This is a genomic window from Corynebacterium sp. sy017, from assembly GCF_017918135.1.
Classification (GTDB): domain Bacteria; phylum Actinomycetota; class Actinomycetes; order Mycobacteriales; family Mycobacteriaceae; genus Corynebacterium.
In genome coordinates this window covers 541,075-560,909 of record NZ_RZUE01000002.1, presented here as the reverse complement: position 1 = coordinate 560,909, position 19,835 = coordinate 541,075, and the positions used below count along the sequence as shown (strand labels likewise).

The 19,835-nt window shown below is 47.4% G+C and carries 21 protein-coding genes; 12 read left to right on the top strand and 9 right to left on the bottom strand.

Going from position 1 to position 19,835, the window contains the following annotated elements; translation table 11 throughout:
- Nucleotides 1–25 precede the first annotated feature (25 nt).
- Nucleotides 26–487 (bottom strand): helix-turn-helix transcriptional regulator, encoded by a 462-nt coding sequence (locus EML15_RS05995; RefSeq protein WP_144273934.1) that lies wholly within the window; start codon nt 485–487, stop codon nt 26–28.
- A 108-nt stretch (nt 488–595) separates the two neighbouring features.
- Nucleotides 596–1,231 (bottom strand): uracil phosphoribosyltransferase, encoded by a 636-nt coding sequence (gene upp / locus EML15_RS05990; protein WP_144273933.1) that lies wholly within the window; start codon nt 1,229–1,231, stop codon nt 596–598.
- A 92-nt stretch (nt 1,232–1,323) separates the two neighbouring features.
- On the opposite strand from upp, the gene EML15_RS05985 reads away from it, so the two are divergent.
- The 4 genes from EML15_RS05985 to EML15_RS05970 all read left to right on the top strand — a co-directional run bounded on the left by EML15_RS05985 (nt 1,324) and on the right by EML15_RS05970 (nt 5,263).
- The gene (locus EML15_RS05985) at nt 1,324–1,656 is read left to right on the top strand and encodes a hypothetical protein (RefSeq protein WP_144273932.1); all 333 of its coding nucleotides are present in this window, start codon (nt 1,324–1,326) and stop codon (nt 1,654–1,656) included.
- A gap of 9 nt (nt 1,657–1,665) precedes the next feature.
- Nucleotides 1,666–2,571: a C40 family peptidase gene (locus tag EML15_RS05980; protein WP_144273931.1), complete on the top strand. Its 906-nt coding sequence runs from the start codon at nt 1,666–1,668 to the stop codon at nt 2,569–2,571.
- A gap of 21 nt (nt 2,572–2,592) precedes the next feature.
- Nucleotides 2,593–3,807 (top strand): hypothetical protein, encoded by a 1,215-nt coding sequence (locus EML15_RS05975; protein ID WP_144273930.1) that lies wholly within the window; start codon nt 2,593–2,595, stop codon nt 3,805–3,807.
- 190 nt (nt 3,808–3,997) lie between these two features.
- Nucleotides 3,998–5,263, top strand: coding sequence for a serine hydrolase (locus tag EML15_RS05970; RefSeq protein ID WP_144273929.1), 1,266 nt, complete (start codon nt 3,998–4,000; stop codon nt 5,261–5,263).
- A 25-nt stretch (nt 5,264–5,288) separates the two neighbouring features.
- On the opposite strand, the gene yhjD is transcribed toward EML15_RS05970, so the two are convergent.
- The 5 genes from yhjD to EML15_RS05945 form a co-directional block, all read right to left on the bottom strand.
- Nucleotides 5,289–6,368 (bottom strand): inner membrane protein YhjD, encoded by a 1,080-nt coding sequence (gene yhjD / locus EML15_RS05965; protein ID WP_185967201.1) that lies wholly within the window; start codon nt 6,366–6,368, stop codon nt 5,289–5,291.
- Nucleotides 6,369–6,521: 153 nt separating this feature from the next.
- The gene (gene trpS, locus EML15_RS05960) at nt 6,522–7,613 is read right to left on the bottom strand and encodes a tryptophan--tRNA ligase (RefSeq protein ID WP_144273927.1); all 1,092 of its coding nucleotides are present in this window, start codon (nt 7,611–7,613) and stop codon (nt 6,522–6,524) included.
- 129 nt (nt 7,614–7,742) lie between these two features.
- Nucleotides 7,743–7,922, bottom strand: coding sequence for a hypothetical protein (locus EML15_RS05955; RefSeq protein ID WP_144273926.1), 180 nt, complete (start codon nt 7,920–7,922; stop codon nt 7,743–7,745).
- 99 nt (nt 7,923–8,021) lie between these two features.
- Complete coding sequence (locus EML15_RS05950) at nt 8,022–8,933, bottom strand: exodeoxyribonuclease III (protein WP_144273925.1); 912 nt, start codon at nt 8,931–8,933, stop codon at nt 8,022–8,024.
- 27 nt (nt 8,934–8,960) lie between these two features.
- Complete coding sequence (locus tag EML15_RS05945) at nt 8,961–10,169, bottom strand: MFS transporter (protein WP_144273924.1); 1,209 nt, start codon at nt 10,167–10,169, stop codon at nt 8,961–8,963.
- A 254-nt stretch (nt 10,170–10,423) separates the two neighbouring features.
- On the opposite strand from EML15_RS05945, the gene EML15_RS05940 reads away from it, so the two are divergent.
- Together EML15_RS05940 and EML15_RS05935 are read left to right on the top strand one after the other, a co-directional pair.
- On the top strand, nt 10,424–12,637 hold the full coding sequence (locus EML15_RS05940; protein ID WP_144273923.1) for an NADP-dependent isocitrate dehydrogenase: 2,214 nt from the start codon (nt 10,424–10,426) through the stop codon (nt 12,635–12,637).
- A 179-nt stretch (nt 12,638–12,816) separates the two neighbouring features.
- Entirely contained in the window at nt 12,817–13,914 is a 1,098-nt protein-coding gene (locus EML15_RS05935) for a homoserine O-acetyltransferase (RefSeq protein ID WP_185967200.1), read from the top strand.
- A gap of 9 nt (nt 13,915–13,923) precedes the next feature.
- Here EML15_RS05935 and EML15_RS05930 read toward each other — a convergent pair whose 3' ends face one another.
- Both EML15_RS05930 and EML15_RS05925 read right to left on the bottom strand, forming a co-directional pair.
- On the bottom strand, nt 13,924–14,229 hold the full coding sequence (locus EML15_RS05930; RefSeq protein ID WP_144273922.1) for a DUF3017 domain-containing protein: 306 nt from the start codon (nt 14,227–14,229) through the stop codon (nt 13,924–13,926).
- Nucleotides 14,226–15,071, bottom strand: coding sequence for a bifunctional methylenetetrahydrofolate dehydrogenase/methenyltetrahydrofolate cyclohydrolase (locus tag EML15_RS05925; RefSeq protein WP_144273921.1), 846 nt, complete (start codon nt 15,069–15,071; stop codon nt 14,226–14,228). Before EML15_RS05925 ends, EML15_RS05930 begins: the two co-directional genes overlap by 4 nt.
- An 89-nt stretch (nt 15,072–15,160) precedes the next feature.
- Between EML15_RS05925 and EML15_RS05920 the strand changes: the two genes are divergently transcribed.
- The 6 genes from EML15_RS05920 to EML15_RS05895 all read left to right on the top strand — a co-directional run bounded on the left by EML15_RS05920 (nt 15,161) and on the right by EML15_RS05895 (nt 19,782).
- Nucleotides 15,161–15,625, top strand: a complete 465-nt coding sequence (locus tag EML15_RS05920; protein WP_144273920.1) for a tRNA (cytidine(34)-2'-O)-methyltransferase — start codon at nt 15,161–15,163, stop codon at nt 15,623–15,625.
- A gap of 150 nt (nt 15,626–15,775) precedes the next feature.
- Entirely contained in the window at nt 15,776–16,666 is an 891-nt protein-coding gene (locus EML15_RS05915; protein WP_144273919.1) for a MetQ/NlpA family ABC transporter substrate-binding protein, read from the top strand.
- A 44-nt stretch (nt 16,667–16,710) separates the two neighbouring features.
- Nucleotides 16,711–17,733: a methionine ABC transporter ATP-binding protein gene (locus tag EML15_RS05910; protein ID WP_144273918.1), complete on the top strand. Its 1,023-nt coding sequence runs from the start codon at nt 16,711–16,713 to the stop codon at nt 17,731–17,733.
- Nucleotides 17,733–18,410, top strand: coding sequence for a methionine ABC transporter permease (locus tag EML15_RS05905; RefSeq protein WP_144273917.1), 678 nt, complete (start codon nt 17,733–17,735; stop codon nt 18,408–18,410). Before EML15_RS05910 ends, EML15_RS05905 begins: the two co-directional genes overlap by 1 nt.
- Nucleotides 18,411–18,603: 193 nt before the next feature.
- Nucleotides 18,604–19,305: a hypothetical protein gene (locus tag EML15_RS05900; protein WP_144273916.1), complete on the top strand. Its 702-nt coding sequence runs from the start codon at nt 18,604–18,606 to the stop codon at nt 19,303–19,305.
- Nucleotides 19,306–19,389: 84 nt separating this feature from the next.
- Nucleotides 19,390–19,782: a hypothetical protein gene (locus EML15_RS05895; protein ID WP_144273915.1), complete on the top strand. Its 393-nt coding sequence runs from the start codon at nt 19,390–19,392 to the stop codon at nt 19,780–19,782.
- Nucleotides 19,783–19,835: the final 53 nt, after the last annotated feature.

Genomic DNA, 19,835 nt, shown 5'->3' with positions numbered 1-19,835 from the left:
TTCTAAACTATTTAGCGATAGTTTTTTAGTCGCGGTCGGTAATTGGCGCCTCTAATTCATGTTGCTGCTCAACTTTTTCTAATTCATATTGGTCAAACTCTGGTATCTGCCCTGGATAAGCAGTTTCGATATAATGCGGCGAAAAGGCCACCACATCAATTGCTTGTGTTGGCCAATGAATCTCAATGCTCAGATCCCCTGGAGTGTCTTCGGTAAAGACATCCGCGACGGTCTTACCTACTCCCGGTAACAACACTGCTGGTGGTACATGAAGCACTCGCGCCAGAGTATAGATTGTTTGCAGTGTTGGTCTGGTTGCTGTGCCAGAATTACTTTCATTTCTCTCAATGATAGAGATAGTAGTTCGACTTAAACCAGACAAATCAGCAAGTTTCGTTTGGGATAATCCACGCATTTCCCGGATAGCTTTAAGACGCACGCCGAGGGCATAACCATAGCTTGCCCAGTGCACGTCCACAATTGTCATGCTCTCTAGCCTGCACAATATAGTGAACTATTGATGTCCACTACAGTGAACACCCTTGCCTTGAGGATCTCCTCAAGAGCACTTGCATGACAAAGAGCCAGCTAAAACCTATAGATCAATGTTGCGTGGCCCATAGAGACGATCGCCGGCATCCCCAAGTCCGGGGACGATATAGGCATCGTCGTTAAGTTCTGGGTCAATTGTGGCGGTCACAAGACGAACCGGATAGCCAGAATCAGCTAGTGCTTGCACTCCAGGCTGGGCACTTACCATGCACACTGCAGTAATATCACTGGCACCGCGAGCTACCAATAGCTCCAGTGCGTGCAATAATGAGCCACCGGTCGCAAGCATGGGATCAACGATAAACACGCTTCTACCACTTAAATCTTCCGGCAAGGCTTCAAGATATGGCACTGGTTGGTGTGTTTTTTCATCCCGAGCCAAACCGATAAACCCAACTTGTGCATCAGGAATCATAGACAACGCTGGATCAATCATGCCTAGACCAGCGCGAATCACTGGCACGATAATTGGTGGTTCTTCGAGACGAATTCCCTCTGTCATTGCCACTGGTGTCTGGAGCTTAAACTTTTCTACAGCTAAATCACGGGAGGCTTCATAAATAAGCATTGCACCCAGATCTGCTAATGCAGCTCTAAAACCAGCATTATCTGTGCGTGCATCACGCATGATGGTCAAACGTGAAGACACAAGCGGGTGCTCGATAACTCTAATTTCCATATGCTCTATCCTAATCAATCCTCAGCATTGACACCTAGCTATGATTTTTCACAACAGGGAACCTGCCCCAGGTTCATACAGTCTAACGAGCTATGACTATTGAACTATCTACTACTAATGAACCTAATTTAGCTATCTGTCCGCACGCTATCCGCGCTCTCGTGCAGCAATTATTCGAGCAAACTGAGATTATTTCTCACCCTTTAGCCCGCTTCACGAGCCCAAATCCCAGCATCAATAATGCCCTTATCGCCTTTAATGCGGCAGTGGATAATTTGGTACAGCGCAGCGAGAAACAAAAGCAACATGCGCATTGCTTAATGGAAAAGGCACATGCACTCTTATCTGACATAGAACATCTGGACTCGTCACTCGCCTTTTCCCTGGAAAACTCACTGGTGAGCTCACTCGCACAATACTTGTGAGGCACAGTTATGAATGTTTTTACCCACGTACTCCCCACTCTTAATCGCATCTCGACGCTCACCCCAACGCTCCAGCAACTAACGGTTCCTACTTTTCCTGATTTTTCTCTTGCCCATAACCTGGCTCAACAATTCGGTGCGCCTAAGGCATTATTGGCTAGTCAATCAGAAACATTGCACAATGACCGATACCAAGTAATCTCCTTAGGTACCCGCATTGATCAAGAAACAAAAAATCTTGCGCATAGTTTATATGCACTTGGTCAGCAATTTCTTATCGACGTCTGCCAAAAATTCACCAGCCAATTAGCTACTCTTGGACCAAATCCTTCGAGTGTGCTTGCGCTACGCGCACAATTGGGAGCACTCAGCAAAGAATACGAGTATAAAATCTCCCAGCTACTTGATGATACCCAGTTAAGATTGCAACCAATCATTAGTGAGCTTGGCACTATCGCAACGAAAACAGATGCCGAACATGAATCTCCCCTGTCTCAACCAGCTCACACCAAAAATGATGAACCGTATTTTCCCCAAGAACACACGAGTGAAGGACACGCCAGCGCTTATCAACGCGAACGTGGTCAGCGTGCCGTTGCCGCAGCAAAAAGTGCATTAGGTACGCCCTATGTATGGGGTGGCACCAGCCCAGCAGGATTTGACTGTTCTGGTTTTACTCAATGGTCATGGAGACAAGCTGGAGTAGAATTGCCACGTCTAGCAGAACAACAAAGTGTTGGTACACCTGTGGCACAGTCAGATCTTATTCCTGGCGATTTACTTGTTTGGGATGGTCATGTGGCTATGTATGCTGGTAATGGTGAGATTATTGAGGCTGGTGACCCAGTACAGATCAGCCCTTTACGAACAACAAATATGGGGATGAACTTCAAGGGATACTTCAGACCTAGTTAAGAGCGTGTAGCATTTATGTTCATGGCGAAAAAAGACATTGTTCCTATCAAAATCTCTCTCACCGAAGGTGACTTTTACACCCTATGGGCACCACGTTGGCGTGAACGTGGTGAAGAATGGGAAGCATTCCTGGGATGGAAAGATGATCTCTATGGTTTCACCAGCCCAGAAGAACTCCTGCTTTTCCTGGAATCAGATGCAGAACATGATCTCACTTCACATCCACGTTGGAGTGCATTCCACAATAGTGGTGAGCAACGCGTCGTTCCTAGCGAAGAAGATTATTTTGATCTCATCGGTACCCCTGCTCTCTTGTGCGAAGCACCCGATAGCGCTCGTGCAAGCACAGTGGCACGCAATTTTCATCTCGCACGCAGTCTTGCTGAGACAACAGACACTCCAGAGGTTCTCTCAGTCTTTTCCTCTTATTCTATTTTGGCTAACGTCGATAAGCGCGGTGTTGCGGGTGCACAACGTGATTGGACTACAGTTGGCAGGATTGTCCTAGAGAAATGGGATGGCATCATTGACGCTCTCGATAAGCTCGTGAGCACCCCAGAGGTTTCCGGTGATACCCAAGCAGCGCTAAGCCGTATTGAGCAGGCTCAAGAATTAGAAACACAAAAGCGTCATGAACAAGAGCAGCAAGATAAAGAGAACAAAGCCAACGCTGACCCTTATGACTCTACTGTGTGGGCACAGTCAGGCATTGATCCTATCAAGGTGTCTATCAATGGTCGCAGCATATATACGCTACGCACTTATCTCAATAAGCAGCCTGTTTTCCTTGGCAAATATGGGGAAATTTTCAGTTTCCCGTCCGCCAAAGCACTCGTTCGTTGGCTAGTAGAACACGATGACCACGACCTTGCAGCGATGAGCACCTGGGAAGATATTATGACCTTAGCTCATTCAGGTGATCTGACAATGACAGTTCATGAGGACAATGTCTATTCCTTTAATGGCATTGCCCGTGATATTGCTACGGGAACTCATGCCGTGGATACTCAACAGATGGCTCGTGCTTATGAGTTGCTTGCCGACGCCGCCGACTGGGCAGCAGACGACTCTCTCAACTCATTCTTCCTCGCCAATCCACGTATGCAGGACTACATCTCCTATCTCTTAGGCGATTCTCAAACCGCTGGATACACTCCTACCCCACCTTTCGATGAACATTCCCAAGCCTGGAAAGAACTCGAAGAAATGTTCATCAAACGCCTCAGCAAGATCTAACATTTCGCCCTCCAAGTCCTTCCAAGTACAGTGCATAGTTCTTCTTCGCAAAGAGTTATGCACTGTAGGTTTTCTTAGCCCTCCCCCCCACTACGACCATTATCAATTCAGGGGTAATGGTTTAAGTTCTAGTTAGAATATGGGAGTGTCATCCATACTTCATACCTGATGTCATTGCACGATAACAACCATGAAACGTATCTGCCGCGCCGTCGTAGCTACCAGCATTATTATCTGTGCTCATTCAGGATTTGCACTGGCCGATCCAGCGCCACGCGATAGTGCACCAGATACCAACTCTTGCCCAAACGCCACTTATCCACCAGAGGCGGAAACTACCTCTGAAGCCTTAGCTCCTGGCCAAAAAGAACCCGAGGCTTTACCCACAGTAGAAAACCAATTTGGTTCCTGTGGCATTACTGCCCCCAAAAACTTCCGTGTTCCCGAAAACACCGCAAGCGCATGGCTGGTCTATAACCTAGATACCGGCGACGTGTACGCCACTAAAGATCCACACGGTAGGTATCGTCCCGCTAGCGTCATTAAAGTGCTCCTAGCCACCGTTGCTCTTGAGGAATTACCTCTTGACGACACATACGTGGCTACCCAAGAAGATGAAAATCAAGAAGGATCCGCTGTGGGTCTTAAAGAAGGAATACGATACACCAACAAGCAATTACTCTATGGTCTTTTACTTAACTCGGGAAATGACGCAGCCCATGCACTCGCGCAACAACTAGGCGGCGACAAAGCAACACTTACAAAAATCAATGCCTTAGCCCAAAAACTTGGTGCCAAAGATACACGTGCAGCAAGTTATTCAGGACTAGACGCACCAGGCATGATGACCTCCGCCTATGACCTAGCTTTGTTCTACGAATACGCGTGGCAAAACCCCACCTTTGCCACAATACTGGCCACTGAGTTTATTGACTTTCCTGGACCTACGCAAGCAGAAACCTACCAGGTGTGGAATGACAACGGACTGTTTATGAATGATGAGCAGGGATTTGGTGGAAAAACAGGCTACACTGACGACGCCCACCATACCTTTGTCGGTGGAAAAGATTTTGATGGTACGCGTATCGTTGCCGTTATTTTGGATACCACCATTGATACTGGACGCCCCTGGCAGCAAGCCCAACGACTCATCGATGAAGCATATGCAACAAAGAAAACAGTGGGAACCGTAGAGTTTTCAGATGCTTCCAGCGATACCGACGATTCTGATGATTCTGGTGATTCTGCCTCCTCTGACGCTGAGGAAATGCCCACTGCCGACTCAGACGAAGCCACAAATGCAGCTATCGCAAATCATGACAACACCGACGATCATAAAAATAACACCACTCCAATACTCATTGGTATCGCAGTGGTGGGAGTGATCGTCCTCGGAGTAGCTGCACGGTTAAGAGCGATGAAACGAGCACGTATGCGTGCTCGCAGAACGCATTAATGCACAGACTTCCCGACGAACTTGTTTACTTGAATATAGAAATCAGTGCTGCTACAAGTGCGGCACCGGCTAGTCCTAGCCCGAAGCGAGAAGAACGAGAAGAAGAATTTTTTACTTCCTCACGAACTCGAATCACTGCCGGTGCTGGTGCATCCAGATGTGCCACAGCAAACGCCTCAGGGGTTGTTGCTGCCCACGCAGAGCAATAAAGCACAATGCGCCAAATGAAGTAGAAAAGCACCATGATACCGATAATAGGACCAAAGGTAGCCCCTGCAGGATTGCTGAGCGCATTAGAGAAAAACATTGATCCCAACTGCTTAAAAACCTCGAAGGCCACTGCACCGATAATCGATGCACGAATTGCCGCTGAATTAGGAACTTCACCACGAGGCAATGTTTTGATCATCCAGAAGAATACAAAGAAATTGGCAATAAGACCAACAACCAATGCGATGAAGAATGTGATGACAGACGCACCCGGTACGTCGTCAAGCCCAATTTTTTCCAAGACTGTCATACTCAGCCCAGAACTACCAATAGCAGTCACGCCTAACGCAATAGCCAAAGCGACTAACAGTCCAATGAGCGCCACGAGATCTTTGAGCTTTACCAGCACAAAGTTTCCACCCACAACTGGATACTTCCACATCTTCGACACTCCATAGCGGAGGTTATTCATCCAGCCCAGTCCTGACCATAATGCAGTTAAACCACCGATACCAAACATCGCACCACGCTGTTGCACTGCAGTTTCAATGATGGTGTTGAGAGTATCAGCCATAGAGCCTTCTACTGACTGTGCGATGGAATCTTGTACTTGGCTCATCAGATCTGGTCGTCGCGCAAGCACAGTAGCCAATACAGCAAAGGCGAGCATGAGCAGTGGAAACATAGAGAGCACGGAGAAATAAGTAATACCGGCTGCATATTGATTGCCGCCTTGTTGTCCATAGCGTTCATTCATTAAGAACACATGATCAAACCAAGACCACTTTTGACGGTACTTATCCAGGAGAGTTGGTTCATCGGCATTTGCACGCTCGATACCATACTCGTCTTTTATGTTTTCTTTGGCGGTGGTTGATGTTGCCACGAGTAAGATTCCTTCAATAGCTTTTCTATGGATTGCGTATATCTCTAGTTCTTATTACCCCAGCACATGACAAGCACATGGGACAACATGAAAAATAGTCAAAAGCAGAACCGTTAAAACTTTATCGGTTATCCCCTGCACCTGGCAACCTTTATGTGGTTTTCAACAACTAGAACGCGGGGCAAGAAACCCTACTCGGTCATAAACGTCAGCAAGGGTACGAGCAGCAACCTCACGGGCACGCTGTGCACCTCGCGCCAACGTTGCCTCTAGTTCAGCACGATCGCCCATGTAAAGGTCATAGCGCTGTTTAATCGGCTCCACAAATGCCTCAAGCGCGTCGGCAGTATCAGTTTTTAATACGCCATAACCTTTTCCTTGATACTCAGCTTCTAGTTCTGCCACGGTTCGTGAGGTCAATGCTGCTTGAATAACCAACAAATTAGATACGCCTGGCTTTTTTTCTTTGTCGTAGTAAATAGCACCCTCGTTATCTGTGACCGCAGATTTAATGCGCTTTGCGGATACTTTAGGATCATCAAGCAGGTTAATAAGACCTTTAGGATTTGCGCCTGATTTTGACATTTTTGCGGTTGGCTCTTGCAGATCATAAATCTTGGCAGCGACACCTGGCATAAGCCCCTCAGGAACAACAAATGTTTTCTTATATTTGCTGTTAAAACGCTGTGCAAGTGTTTTGGTGAGCTCTAAATGTTGGCGCTGATCTTCACCAACTGGAACAAATTGTGGTCGGTAGAGCAAAATATCTGCTGCCATAAGCATGGGATACATAAACAAACCAGCTGAGGTACGCTCAGCACCTTGTTTTTGTGATTTGTCCTTAAATTGTGTCATCCGGCTTGCCTCGCCAAAACCAGTCAAACACGTAAGCACCCAATTTAATTCTGCGTGCTCTGGTACATGAGATTGCACAAAAAGAATGGATTTTTCTGGATCAATGCCCAGTGCAAGAAGCTGTGCGGCACTACCAAGCGTACGTGCACGAAGCAATTTTGGTTCTTGTTCTACGGTGATGGCATGGAGATCTGGAATAAAATAAAACGCATCATACGAATGCTGCAGATCAATCCACTGCTTGAGAGCACCAAGGTAGTTTCCTAGATGATAGGAATCACCAGTTGGTTGAATACCGGATAAAACACGTTGGCGCTGCGCTGTTTTAGGCGCTACAGCTGTGTTCTCTTGTACGGTTTGTTCTGATTGCTCAGTGCTATGCGTAGAGTCATGTGTCATAACTATCCAGTGTAGCTGTCTAAAAAGACAAGAACACAATAAGCATGAAATATGTGCAAAAGCGTTGTTGGTTCTTTATGATCCAACAACGCTTCAATGGTTAAAGAATGCTGAGTGATGAACTCGCAGTTATTGCATACGTGGTTTTTCGTCAAGCAAGTAAACCAGTGATGCTACTAAACTTGCTCCACCAGCGCCCATCAATAATGCTCCGTGCAGTGCTCGAACATCATGTCCGCCGAGCATAAGAAGTGAAAGTCCGAATAAAACTACACCAAGAATCAATAAAATAATGCCTTTGATGCGCATATAATTAACCTCATTTTTCTATTAGGCTTAATTAGAATTTTTATGTGTAAAGCTGATTGGCATTGTACTACGTAGTGTCCATGATCACTACTTATCAGCTCATAAGTCCCGATAAACCACAGTCAATGGTGAGTGATCACTCCAGCGTAGGTCATAACGTTCTGCCTTATCTACCCATGCTGTCTGCGCACGCTGTAATAAACTCTCCGTGACAGCTTGATAATCAATCCGCCACCCCGCATCGTTATCAAATGCTTGACCTCGATATGACCACCAAGTATAAGGCGCACCTTCGGGAGCTAGCCGACGTGCCACATCAAACCACATGGGATCAGTTGCCGCTTCACGACGCACATCTGAACTATATTCCACTGCCCCAGCCCACGAACCAGCATCTTTATCCTGCGGCTGCTCATCAGGAAATGCACCAAAAATGTGATCCATAAATGCGCGTTCATCTGCTAAGAAACCTGATTTATCGTAATTGCCCTTAAAGTTTTTGAGATCTTGTTCCCGATGGCAGATATTCCAATCGCCACCAATAACCATCTGCTTATCTTGCCCAGCGCTTCCTTTTTCGGCCAGATAATCGGCAAACACATCGAGAAACTCATATTTTTCATCTTGCTTTGCAGTATTTGCTGAGCCTGAAGGCAAATATAGCGAGGCAACTGTCACATCTGTGCCATTGTCGTCATAACAAGCGCTAATAAAACGTCCAGATTCCTCAAAACCCTCCAGCCCGATCTGTACGTCGCTGAGCTTGGTACGCGATAAAATCCCTACGCCAGCGCGCCCTTTAGCACTAGAAGGAGCGCCGACATAATACCAACCATCATCATATGCTGGTGCCAGTGCAGCATCTGTGTCTTTATCACTAGCGCGGACTTCTTGTAAGAGAACAATATCGGAGCCTGACTGCTCAAGCCATGCGAGGAAACCTTGATTTTCTGCGCTGCGCTGTTTCACCGCAGCGCGAATACCATTGACATTGACCGTGGTAATTTGCATACAGGCAAGCCTACTAAATCCACTGTCTTAGTTGTTGGCGCCAGCTCGAAGTCGATAAGCAAAAAACCAAACCACGATGGCACACGCACCGAGAGTAGCACCTGCCAATGCTGGTGCTGCATAACCAAAACCAGCTGCAATAACCGCACCTCCCATTGCCGCACCCGAGGCATTGGCGATATTGAGCGCAGAGTGATTCAGTGCTGCTGCAAGTGTTTGAGCTTTACCTGCGACATCCATCAATCGGATTTGCAGCCCGGGTACCAAGGTAGAACCCGATAAGCCGATAAGCCCAAAGTTAATGGTGCCCCACACTGGGTGTGCTGAACTAAAGAAGAACAGGATAAGCGTGACCACAATTGCAATGAGAGCACTAAGAATACCCAACTCCATATTCCAATCAGACAGCCTGCCTCCGATGAGATTGCCAATAACCATTCCTACGCCATAGACCATAAGTACAAGCCACATCAGCTCTGGATCCAAAGCTGCACGTTGGGTCATAGTCCAGGAAATGTAGGTGTAAACCGCAAACATTCCGCCAAAACCAACTGCCCCCGTCGCTAGTGAAAGCCACACTTGTATTTTTGTTAATGCGCTTAATTCGGTCATAGGTGAGGTCGGTGGCATTTGTGTCATATGCGGCATGAGGAACCACAGAGCGATAAGTGTGGCAATGCCAATCAAAGCGACACAGATATATGCCATATGCCAGCCGAAGGCATACCCGAGTGCTTGAGCTGCCGGGACACCGATAACTGTGGCAAGTGGTAAGCCCATTCCGACGAAAGCGATTGCTTTACCGCGTCCCCCCTGAGGAGCCATCGACGCAGCAACCAGACCAGAAACAGAAAAATAAGCGCCGTGGGGTATGCCGGCAATAAAACGTGCAACGAGCAACACTCCATAATTATTGGCAAACACAGATAGCGCATTACCAAAAGTAAAAGCAATCATGAGGATGATGAGCAGACGACGACGCGGAATCTTGCCTGTTACTGCTGCAATAAGTGGGGCGCCAATAACTACTCCCATAGCGTAAGCGGTAATAATATGACCCGCTTTTTCCTCAGAAATAGCAAAATCATGCGCAATCTGATCGAGCAATCCCATGGATACGAATTCGGTTACCCCGATACCAAATCCGCCTAGGGCTAGAGCAATCATGGTGATGTATCGGCGTCGCGGTGTTATCTCTGTTTGGGTCGGTAACGCCCGTCTGTTCATTCTTGGCACGTTTGGCTAGGTTAGTACGCAAAACGCAAGTTCGCTAACTAGAGGCGTTTTTCTTGCTCACAATCAAATTTATTCTCAGCAATGACCTAGCGCACAGTTACTCTATCAGGGATTATGTCCTGCGCCTTCCCCTAATTTTATGTATGGGCTCACGCTAAGTGCTTTTGAGCGGTATTCTAGAAGGTGCAATTAGTACAAAAGTACAAAGTCACAGCCTTAGCTTAAGTGCATAAGGATTATCTCTAAGGAGAAGTATGGCAAAAATTATCTATACGCGTACCGACGAAGCACCATTATTAGCAACCTATTCTTTCAAGCCAATTGTTGAGGCTTTTGCGGCAACTGCTGACATCGACGTCGAAACGCGAGATATTTCCTTAGCAGGTCGTATTTTGTCTCAGTTCCCTGATTATCTTAGCGAGGAGCAAAAAGTTGATGATGCTCTTGCTGAACTTGGTGAACTAGCAAAGACTCCTGAAGCAAATATCATCAAGCTCCCTAATATCTCTGCTTCAGTGCCACAGCTTAAAGCAGCTATCGCTGAACTACAGCAGCAGGGCTATCAATTACCTGACTATCCAGATACTCCGAGCACAGATGAAGAAAAAGATATCCGTGCCCGCTATGACTCTGTCAAGGGTTCTGCAGTAAATCCAGTGTTGCGTGAGGGAAATTCCGATCGCCGTGCGCCTATTGCAGTTAAGAACTTCGCAAAGAAGAACCCACACCGTATGGGTGCGTGGAATGCTGACTCTAAAACTAATGTTGCCACTATGGATGCGCATGATTTCCGCCATAACGAGAAATCAGTCATCATTGAGCAGGACGACACCCTCAGCATCAAACTTGTCACTGAGCAGGGTGAGCAGGTTCTTAAAGAAAGTCTCAAAGTTCTCGCTGGTGAAGTTATCGACGGCACGTTCATGTCTGCTAAGGCATTGGATGCTTTCCTAGCAGAACAGGTCAAGCGTGCCAAAGACGAGGGAGTGCTCTTTTCTACTCACCTCAAAGCAACCATGATGAAGGTATCTGACCCAATTATTTTCGGTCATGTTCTGCGCGCTTACTTCGCAGATGTCTATGCTGCTTATGGTTCTCAGCTTGAAGAAGCTGGTCTTAATGGCGAAAATGGTTTGGCTGCTATTTTCTCTGAACTCGACAAACTAGAAAATGGTGCAGAAATCAAGGCAGCATTTGAGAAAGCACTTGCCGAGGGGCCAGCTCTGGCTATGGTGAACTCTGATAAGGGAATCACTAATCTTCACGTCCCATCTGATGTGATTGTCGATGCGTCTATGCCAGCTATGATCCGTACTTCTGGTCATATGTGGAATGCACAAGGCGAAGAGCAAGATACTCTCGCCGTTATCCCTGATTCTTCGTATGCGGGCATCTATCAGACCGTTATTGACGACTGCAAAGCCAACGGCGCTTTCGATCCTGCCACAATGGGTACCGTTCCTAATGTTGGTCTTATGGCACAAAAAGCAGAGGAATATGGTTCCCACGATAAGACCTTCAAGATCCCTGCTGCAGGTACGGTACAGGTAGTGAACTCTGCAGGTGATGTCCTTATCTCCCATGACGTTGAGGCTGGCGATATCTGGCGTGCGTGCCAGACTAAGGATGCTCCTATTCAGGATTGGGTGAAACTTGCTGTTACTCGTGCTCGTCTTTCTGGTATGAAAGCAATTTTCTGGCTAGATCCACAGCGTGGGCATGACCGCAACCTCATCTCTCTTGTCGAAAAGTACCTTGCTGATCACGACACTGATGGTCTTGATATTGAAATTTTGTCACCAGTAGAGGCAACAAAGGTATCCATTGACCGCATTCGACGCGGTGAAGATACTATTTCTGTCACAGGCAATGTTCTGCGTGACTATAACACTGACCTATTCCCTATCCTTGAGCTTGGTACTTCTGCAAAGATGTTGTCTGTTGTGCCACTCATGGCAGGCGGCGGTCTATTTGAGACTGGTGCTGGTGGTTCTGCGCCAAAGCACGTCCAGCAGGTTCAAGAAGAAAATCACTTGCGCTGGGATTCTCTTGGCGAGTTCCTTGCCCTTGCTGAGTCGCTACGCCACATCAGCAACAATGGCGGAACTGCTCAAGCTAGTGTGCTTGCCGACGCGCTGGACAAAGCAACTGAATCTCTGCTCAACGAAGGTAAGTCACCATCACGCAAGGTCGGTGAGATCGACAACCGTGGTTCTCACTTCTATCTCACCAAGTTCTGGGCAACTGAGCTTGCGCAGCAAACTGAGGATGCTCACCTTGCTGAGATTTTCGCACCGGTGGCAACAGCACTTGCCGACAATGAGGAATCGATCACTGCTGAGCTTCTCGCTGTACAAGGCAGCCCTGCCGATCTTGGCGGCTACTATCAACCAGATGATGCCAAGACAACTGCGATTATGCGCCCTGCTCAGGCTTTCAACGAGATTATTGATTCGCTCAAAAAATAATTGCTAATCAAGGAATGTGAGGTGGTTTGTGACAACCACCTCATATTTTATTTCATTCACTATTCCCTCAGTGTCCCTGTCCGTTAACTGCCCTGCTAGCCTTGAGCCAAAGACGTGAAAGTGTGAATATCTCGGCCACACATTCACGAGTGCTGCACTTTTATTATCAGGAGGGTCTTGTGTTTGGCACTGGAAAATTAGAACAGCTCAATATCGGCTCAGTCACGACGGAAGCTGGTAGCGTCATTGATGATGTGGTTATTGCATACCGCTGCTGGGGCTCGTTCAACTCTGATAATCTCATCCTTGTCGAGCACTCTTTAACGAGCGACTCTGATGTCTCTAGCTGGTGGAGTGATTTGATCGGCCCTGGGCGCGCACTCGATACAGATAAATACTGTGTACTTTGCACCAATGCCCTGGGCAGCTGTTATGGTTCCACCGGTCCTAGTAGTTGCCATCCTGATGGCCAAGCGTGGGGCTCTCGTTTTCCGGCGATTTCCATTCGCGATCAGGTCAAAGCCGAAAAAATTTTTCTTGACGCCTTAGGGATAGACACTATTCACAGTGTTATTGGTGGCTCTATGGGTGGAGCACGCACATTAGAATGGGCGCTCACTTACCCAGACATGATAGGTGCTGCGCTTGTTATTGCGATTTCTGCACGAGCAAGTGGTTGGCAAATTGGTATCCAGACTGCACAAATATCAGCAATTGAGCGTGATCCGCTTTGGAATAATGGAGACTACTATGCTGATTCTCCTCCTCTGGAAGGACTTGCTGCTGCACGTCGTTTAGCACATCTGACCTATCGCGGCGAGCTTGAGATTGATGAGCGCTTTGGGGCACGTGCGCAGCAGGGGGAAAATCCACTTGGTGCTTTCCGACATCCACAGCAGCGTTTTGCAGTGCAAAGTTATCTGGAATACCAAGGGGTAAAACTTGCTGAGCGTTTCGACGCAGGCTCATATGTTACTTTGACTGAGGCCTTGAATCGGCACGATATTGGTCGAGGGCGAGGAGGGTTGAATAAAGCTCTTGCTAGTTGCCAGGTTCCCACAATGGTTGCAGGTGTTGATACTGATATTTTGTATCCCTATCACCAGCAAGAGCACTTGTCCCGAAATCTAGGCAATCTCTTGGCTATGTCAAAAATATCTTCCCCAGTGGGTCATGATGCGTTTTTGACAGAATCGCGCCAGATGGATCGTATCATTCGTCTCTTTTTCCAATTGTCTCGTGGCGAAAAAGACGCAGGGGTTGAGTACCACCTGTGATATTCGACCCTAACTCCCCAGGGAGTCAATCGAGAGGGAGAAAAAGATAATGAGTAGTCCGCAGCAGGCACTGAAAACCATGTCAAAACGTCGAGAGCGCACTGCAAGGATACCAAGTACTTGAGAGTCACAACTTGCTCGTACAGCGGCAAGCCACATGAGTGCTATGCCGAGTGTAAAAGTGGCTCGCCGCCAGTGCTCAGTCAAAGAAAAAAGCCCTGAGAGCACTACCAAAATAACAAAAAGCACCACAAAGGCATACTGTGCTAGCTGCGGGATTTTTGATGGAGGCAATCCTTTGTCATGGGGATTCATTGCCGCTCTGCTGTCTCCACAACATTTTTTACCAAAAACGCTCTGGTCAGTGGTCCCACTCCACCTGGGTTTGGGGAAACATAACCAGCTTTGTCCCATACGTCAGGGGCTACATCGCCTAGGAGTTTGCCAGCTACCCGAGAAACACCAACATCGAGCACTGCTGCACCTGGTTTGACCATATCGGCAGTGAGCATATGCCCTTTACCTGCCGCAGCAATAATAATGTCTGCTTGACGAGTATGTGCAGCAAGGTCTTGAGTTCCCGTGTGGCACAGGGTAACAGTAGCATTTTCACTTCTTCGGGTGAGCATAAGACCGATGGGGCGGCCAACTGTCACACCACGTCCAATGACCACCACTTGTTTTCCTGCTATTTCTACGCCAAAGCGCTTGAGCAAATGAATGGCACCATTGGGAGTGCATGGCAAGGGTGCAGGCTCATTGAGCACTAATTTTCCCAGATTGATTGGGTGCAGCCCATCTGCGTCCTTTGCAGGATCTATGCGCTCAAGGACAGCGTTTTCGTCGATATGCTTTGGCAGAGGAAGCTGAACGATGTAGCCGGTGCATTGTTCATCAGCGTTGAACTCGTCGATAACTTCTAATAATGCCTCTTGGCTAATATCGCCGGGAAGGTCTTTGCGGATTGAAGTAATGCCTACTTCTTCGCAGTCACGATGTTTCATTTTGACATACGAGTGGCTGGCTGGATCGTCACCGACCAGCACTGTTGCCAACCCGGGTGTGATACCTTTTTCTTTCAGCGCAGCTACTCGAGTTGCTAGATCTGCAAAAATTTCGTCGCGGTATAATTTGCCATCAAGTTTTATTGCACTCACTCGTTCTATTATTCCATCAATCTAGCTCTTGCCCAATTTTTGTGCATGGCAACCGCGCAGGAGCAGAAAACAAACCTAGAATTTCGCCTATGTCTATCTTGAATGTCATTTTCCATCACCCTGTTATTCCACCTAATACTGGAAATGCGATTCGTATGTGCGCTGGATCAGGCGCGCATTTGCATTTGGTGAATCCTGGTTTTGATTTGGCAGAAAAGAACCTCCGACGTGCTGGTTTGGATTATCACGACCTTGCCCAAGTCAGTGTCTATGACACTATTGATGAATGTTTTTCTCATATTCCAGGGCGCGTTTTTGCTTTTACTACCCGAGCTCACACGTTTTATACTGACATAAGCTATCAGGAAGGTGATGCATTATTATTCGGCACTGAACCAAGTGGTTTAGATGATTACGCTTTATGCCACGATCGTATCACTGAGCAATTGCGTATCCCTATGTTGCCGTCGCGCAGATCGATGAATCTTTCTAATGCCGCGAGTATCGCCACTTATGAAGCATGGCGTCAGCTAAGTTTTTCTGGCGCTATTTAATTCTCTTAATGCAGTGTTATCAGCGAGTTTCCCGACGCTAGCGGGAAAAAATTAATGAATCCACTCAAAAAATAGACAAAGCTGTATATTTAGAATAGACTTCTTGGAGTTTATCTTTTTGGAGCATTGCTCTACATGAAAGGAATCATTATGAAACTTCGTCGTACGCTCGCTGCTGTTACTGCAGCTGTCATTGGCACCGGTAGCTTGGCTGCGTGTTCCTCAGGTTCACAAGACACCCTCGCCGATGACGCCACCACTATCCGCATTGGCACCACCGACGGCAGCAAAAAAGCATGGGCCGTCTTTGAGGATAAAGCCAAAGAGGCAGGTATCACTCTTGATATTAAAGACTTCTCTGACTACTCCACACCCAACCTTGCACTAACCCAGAATCAAATTGATGTTAATCTGTTCCAACATCTGAAATTCCTGGCAGAATACAATGTGAAGAATAATCAATCACTCGTGCCTATTGGCGCCACAGAAATTGTACCATTAGCTCTCTATTGGAAAGATCACTCCGACCTTAACGGAATCGAAGGAAAAACAGTTGCGATTCCTAATGACACCACAAACCAAGGTCGCGCCTTACATATGCTTGACGACGCAGGACTGGTAACTATCAAAGAAGAAGCGAAAGACCTGGTAGATATTACCCCTGCCGATATTGATGAAAAAGCCTCTAAAATCTCATTGGCACTCGTCGACCCAGCACAAACCACTGCTGCATATGGTGAGGGCACTCCTGCGGTGATCAATAACTCTTTCCTCGATCGAGCAGGAATTGACCCAACAAGCTACATCTTTGCCGACGATCCTAAGTCGCCTGCAGCAGAACCATATATCAATGTTTTTGTAACCAAACCAGAAAACAAAAACAACAAGACGCTTGCTAAACTTGCCCAGCTGTGGCACACCGAAGAAGTACAAAAAGCCGTTGCTGAAGATTCACGCGGTACTTCTGTGCCATCACAGCTTCCACCTGCACAGTTGGAAGAAATCTTGAAGAAAATTGAAGAGCAAAAGAAGAACTCTTAATTTTCTAACCACCAATTGAGGCAACGAAGAAAGAGCTGTACACAGTGACTGGAACCAAAATTGAGTTTGAGAACATCACCAAAGTTTTCAACTCTGGCAAAAAAACAATCACCGCCCTAGACGGGGTGAGCTTAACAGTCGAACCCGGGGAAATACTCGGTGTCATTGGTTACTCAGGTGCCGGCAAATCCACCCTAGTGAGGATGATCAACGGTCTTGACTCCCCTACCAGCGGCAGTTTGCTACTCGACGGCACAGATATTGTGGGATTGAGCGAGAAAAAACTTCGCGGTATTCGTCGCAATATCGGCATGATCTTCCAGCAGTTCAATCTTTTCTCATCACGCACCGCTGCAGGCAACATCGAGTATCCACTTATCTTGGCCGGTGTTGATAAAGCAGAGCGCAAAAAACGCGTTGCCCAATTGCTTGATTTTGTGGGTCTGGGTGATCGCGGCAAGAATTACCCAGAGCAGCTTTCTGGTGGACAAAAACAGCGTGTTGGTATTGCCCGCGCCCTAGCAACCAACCCTGACCTCTTGCTTGCCGATGAGGCTACCTCAGCACTAGATCCAGAAACCACTCACGAGGTGCTTAATTTGCTGCGCAAAGTCAATCGTGAGCTTGGAATCACCATTGTCGTTATTACGCATGAGATGGATGTTGTACGCACCATTGCCGACAAAGTCGCTGTTATGGAAAATGGCAAAGTAGTGGAATACGGTTCCACCTATGAGATCTTTTCCCACCCACACAGCGCAGTTACTCAACGCTTTGTGGCAACATCATTGCGCAACACTCCTGACGCACTAGAATCCGAAGATCTACTGGCACACCAGGGACGCTTATTTACCATCGTGCTTAGTGAAGAATCCGGTTTTTTCGATGCGGTGAGCTCTGCACGCGCCAAAGGAGTGTCCATCAATATCGTCCACGGTGGGGTCACCACTTTGCAAAAGCATAGTTTCGGTAAGGTCACCGTACGACTTAATGGCGATGAGCAAGCTATCAACGACTTCTACGCCTATCTTTCCACGACCACTGATATTGAGGAGATTGCTCGATAATGCACACCAGTATTCTTGCAGCAGATTGGTCCAGACTCGGCGATACCTACAAGCAAGCTATCAGCGACACCTTGGTTATGGTTGCAGTCACCCTAGTGGCAGCTGGTATCTTTGGGTTGGTTCTAGGAACTTTGCTCTATACCACTCGCAAAGGCGCAATTTTAGAAAATCGCATCGTTTATGCGTTGATTAACTTCCTGGTCAATCTGGTACGCCCAATTCCTTTTATTATTCTCATTTCAGCTATAGGTCCGTTGACCATTGCTGTCGTCGGCACGCAAATTGGGCGTGAAGCAGCAATGTTCGGTATGTCCATTGCAGCGAGTTTTGCTGTGGCACGTATCGTGGAGCAAAATCTTGTCTCGATTGATCCTGGAGTCATTGAAGCAGCTCGTGCCATGGGAGCCAGTCCCTGGAAAATCATTACCTCAGTGATTATTCCTGAAGCTCTTGGCCCACTTATCCTCGGATACACTTTTATTTCCATCGCGATTGTCGATATGTCTTCCATGGCAGGTTATATCGGCGGCGGTGGACTAGGTGACTTCGCTATCACCTATGGTTATCGCGCATACGATTGGCAGGTAACTCTCGTTGCTACCGTAACAATCATCATCTTGGTTCAGTTCATCCAGATTTTTGGCAACTGGCTCTCCAAAAAAATCATGCGACGCTAACCAATCGCTTTGCCCCAGCACACAATAATGATGGCGCTGGGGTTCTTTTTTATCTACTCAGCCTGTGCCACTGGGCTTTATCCCACCAAACAAAGCAATGAACATAATAGAAAGCATAAATGTTTCACAACAATATCAACATTGCCCTCTTCTACGTCTTCCTTTCTTCACAAAGGAAGATTAGGGTGGAACTATGACTACTCACTCTGCTTATCTTCGTCGTCTTGCTGTCGCAGCTATTGCTGCTAGTGCTCTTGGACTGGCTGGATGCGACGACACTACTACAGAACAAAAAAAGAATGCAGAATCGAGCACCCACGCATCAGGGGAAAAAGGCGCAACCCAAGAAACAGTTGTCGTGACCTCCACGCGTACTATTTCGCGCTCCAACACCACTACTGCCCCACAACAGACAGCTCAACTTCACAGTGGAACCCCAGAGAATAGCACTTCTATTCTGGGCACCCCTGATACCTCTGATAAACAACAACAGCCCGACCACGGCGCTTTGGTGCCTATCGGGATACGAGTAGCTAGCCATGATACTTTTGACCGCATTGTGATCGACCTAGAAGGAACCGGAACACCTGGTTGGGCAAGCCAACTGACCACTGAACCCACTCAACTCACCAGTGGCGAGGTCATCACGTTCAACGGCACCCAAGCACTACTGCTCAATATCACAGGCACCTTGTACCCATTCGAGTTAGGAATCAAAGACCCTAATCTCAACGCCGATATTGATCCAACAAGCACCGGTGTGGTAACTGAGGTACGTAGCCTTGGTACTTTTGAGGGATCAAGTCAATTTCTCATTGGATTAGATCGCACACATCCGTATTCCATCCAGTCACTTAGCAACCCCAACAGACTAGTCATAGACATCCAGCACTAATTATTCATTGACTAATCACTTCCCTGCCGCATCTTCATGGTGCCCGCTATATCCACACCAACCCAAGGCAGTACACTATTTCTTATGAATGCCCTTGCACCTACAACACCACCTTCTGTTCGACTTAGCACATCAGTGTTATTCGGTCTTGGGGTAGCCAGCTTAACCACAGCGCTTCCCCGTGGAATTCAAGTAGCCATTATGCTCGCAAGCATTGGCATCGGTATCCTGCTCATTTTCTCGCACCCATATCGTGCTCACATACGTGCCTTCCTCGAGCAGCGCAATCTCTATTACCGCCCCAAGTTCTCCCAAATAGTTCCACTATTTTTAGTATGGCTTATGCTCATGCTCGCACCGCTACTCGCCCCGGCACCGTGGTGGGCAACATTGGGCAGTGGACTCATTGTTTTTGGCTGGATGTGGCTTATCTTCCCGCACGTCGACGGTACTCGCACCCTTGCATATCTTGACTAATATGCAAAAACACCAGACTGCCTATCGTGCAGCTGGTGTTTTATAGTGCCAGG